This window comes from Rhizobium hidalgonense (assembly GCF_002914525.1).
GTDB classification, from domain to species: domain Bacteria; phylum Pseudomonadota; class Alphaproteobacteria; order Rhizobiales; family Rhizobiaceae; genus Rhizobium; species Rhizobium hidalgonense.
Genome location: NZ_LODW01000001.1, coordinates 1 through 2,558 on the forward strand (window position 1 = coordinate 1; position 2,558 = coordinate 2,558).

3 protein-coding genes are annotated in these 2,558 nt (G+C 59.1%); all 3 read right to left on the minus strand.

Going from position 1 to position 2,558, the window contains the following annotated elements:
* Positions 1-148 precede the first annotated feature (148 nt).
* The 3 genes from tnpC to tnpA are packed head-to-tail and all read right to left on the minus strand — an operon-like array spanning position 149 to position 2,545.
* A complete protein-coding gene (gene tnpC, locus ATY29_RS00005) occupies positions 149-1,735 on the minus strand; it encodes an IS66 family transposase (protein WP_097537543.1) in 1,587 nt (528 codons plus the stop codon).
* A gap of 53 nt (positions 1,736-1,788) precedes the next feature.
* Positions 1,789-2,142 (minus strand): IS66 family insertion sequence element accessory protein TnpB, encoded by a 354-nt coding sequence (gene tnpB, locus ATY29_RS00010; RefSeq protein ID WP_096478338.1) that lies wholly within the window; start codon positions 2,140-2,142, stop codon positions 1,789-1,791.
* Positions 2,123-2,545: an IS66-like element accessory protein TnpA gene (tnpA, locus tag ATY29_RS00015; RefSeq protein ID WP_097537544.1), complete on the minus strand. Its 423-nt coding sequence runs from the start codon at positions 2,543-2,545 to the stop codon at positions 2,123-2,125. The genes tnpB and tnpA overlap by 20 nt, the downstream gene beginning before the upstream one ends.
* Between the last annotated feature and the right edge of the window lie 13 nt (positions 2,546-2,558).

The following is a 2,558-nucleotide window of genomic DNA, read 5'->3' on the forward strand; positions in this document are numbered from 1 at the left end:
CCGAATTCACCAACGAGATCGGCACCTTGTTGCCGATCGCACCATGAGGTCTTTCCTCATTGTAGTATCGTAAGCGCGATTTTCTATGCGCATTGACATAGGCGGCATCGCTGACGCGGCCGCTCCTGCGTAGCGATATTCGACTCTATCAGGCGGCGGAGGTTTTGGAGAAGTTGAACGGCAGCAGGTCTCCAATGTCTGCCGTTTCGTCGCGCTGAGGTAACTCCGTGAGCGCGTGGCGCAGCCAGGTGAGTGGATCGACGCCACAGGCGCGGCAAGTCAGCATCAGACTGTAGATCACGGCGCTGGCCTTGGCTCCGTCGGCGGTATCGCTGAACAGCCACGATTTTCTTCCAGTCGCAAAAACTCTGATGTCGCGTTCCAGGATGTTGTTATCGATCGGCATCCTGCCGTCGCTAATGTAGCGCGTCAGATAATCCCATTGGTTCAGAGTGTAGGACACGGCATCGCCGAGTTTGGTATCCGGCACGACCTTCGGTGCGATAGTGTCGAGCCATGACTTGAGTGCGGTCAGGACAGGCAAGCTGTGCTGTTGCCGGAAACGGCGAATGCAATCGGCCTGCGTTTCACCGGCATCGGGCCTTCTGTCCCGCGCTTGCTTTTCGATCCGGTAGATCTGCTCGAAGAACCGAAGAGCCTGTTCCGGCGGTCCGCCTCCATTCTTCCTGGTTTTGAGAGCCTCGACGAAGCGTCGCCGTGAATGGGCCATGCATCCGACATGGGTTGCGCCATGTAATGTGCGCCAGGCGGTGTAGCCGTCGCTCACCAATATGCCGCGGTAGTCCCCGAGAAAGGTCTGCGGGTGGATCTGGCCGCGGCCCGGTTGATAATCGAGAAGCACGATTGGCTCGTCACTGTCCTCGCTGCTTCGATACGCCCACATGTAAGACGTGCTGGTGGCTTCCTTATCCTTTTCCTTCAGCACCTGAACTGTCGTCTCATCGCCATGAATGAGAGGCTGCGACTGAAGCCGCAATCTCAGCGCATCGTAGATGCGATGCAGATGCTTCTCGCTCGAACCGATCACCCAGTGCGCGAGAGCCCCCCGGCTGATCGGCACGCCGGCCCGTTCTAACGTTTGCGCCACGCGGTAGAGCGGCGTGCCGTCGACGTATTTGTGGACGAGTGCGAAGGCCAGCGTGGAAGCGGTGGCAATGCTGCCTGGCAATGGTTGCGGCGGCATCGGTGCGATTACGACAGGCGTGTTGATGCCGGTGCGGTCGCAATGGCGGCAGGCGTATTTGAACCGCACATTCTGCAGAACCTTTGCCTTGACCTCGATATGGAGCTGCTCGGTAACGGCCTCGCCCATGCGATGCATTTGACTGTCGCAGCAAGGGCAAGTCTTTTGATCGTCGGGTAGATCGTATTCGATGCGCTCGCGCGGCAGGTCTTCCGGCAAGGGTCTGCGGCCACGCTTCTTTCGCGCCGCGCTATCGACCGCCGGCAGACCTGTATCCGGAAGATCGATGACGAGGCCGTCGTCACGGTCATCCTCGTCTGCAGCCTCTTCGGCCTCGTTGAAGATGCGATCGATGTGCTTTTCGCTGCGGGGTGCAAAACGATGCAGCTTTGCGAGTGCCAGTTCTTCTTCCAGCTTGACGACCCGCCGTGACAGCGCTTCCTTCTCGGCTTTGAGCGCAGCGATTTCGGCGGCATTTGCCGCCAACTGCGCCATCAGTTCTGCAACGCTCGGTTCGCCGGTTCGGGTCATCCCAGTTTTGAATCTGAACCGTCCCGTTGCGTCAACAGCTCAATTCGCCGCCTTCAACCGGCGATCTGATATTGCCGCACCGGATGGCGCACCATCGCGTCGATATCAATCCCGTCGAGAATCCAGTGGAGCTGCTCGATCGTCAGTGTAACCACCGCCACCTCTCGGCGCGGCCATCGGAACCTGTCCTCCGCCAACTTCTTCAGGACCATGACAAAGCCCGACCGATCGAAGAACAGCAGCTTCACCCGGTCACGCCGGCGATTGCAGAAGGCAAACACCGCAGGGGCAAACGGGTCCAGCGCCATCGTCTCCTGGACCAGGACCGCAAGGCTGTTGATGCCGGCCCGGAAGTCGATCGGCTCCCGATGCAGGTAGACCTTGAGATCAGCGCCCAGTCTGAACATGACCCAACGCTCCTATGATTGCGGCCAGCCCATTCTCATCGTCATACTCAACGGTCAGGCTGATCCCGTTCGGCAGGAGCGCACTCACCTTGGACGCCTGACACGGCTTGCCCAACGGCACGCTCGTCGTTAGTAAATCGCCGCCAGAAGTCGGAGGGATATCTGGAGCAATCTGAACCGGAACGAATGCCGAGATCGAAGGCAAAGGACGCTCCTCCATTGCCTTCTTCATCCACTTGCGTACGAGATTAGCATTCACGCCGTGTTCCCGCGCCAGTCGAGAGACCGAAACGCCGGGCTCTAAACACGCTGCGACAAGCTGATCTCGCGAGGCAGGGTCATATCGACGGCGGCCGTCGCGACCAACAAGCCGCACCTGCAGTTTAGGAGCATCTTCATCCATGATTTGGTGTCCA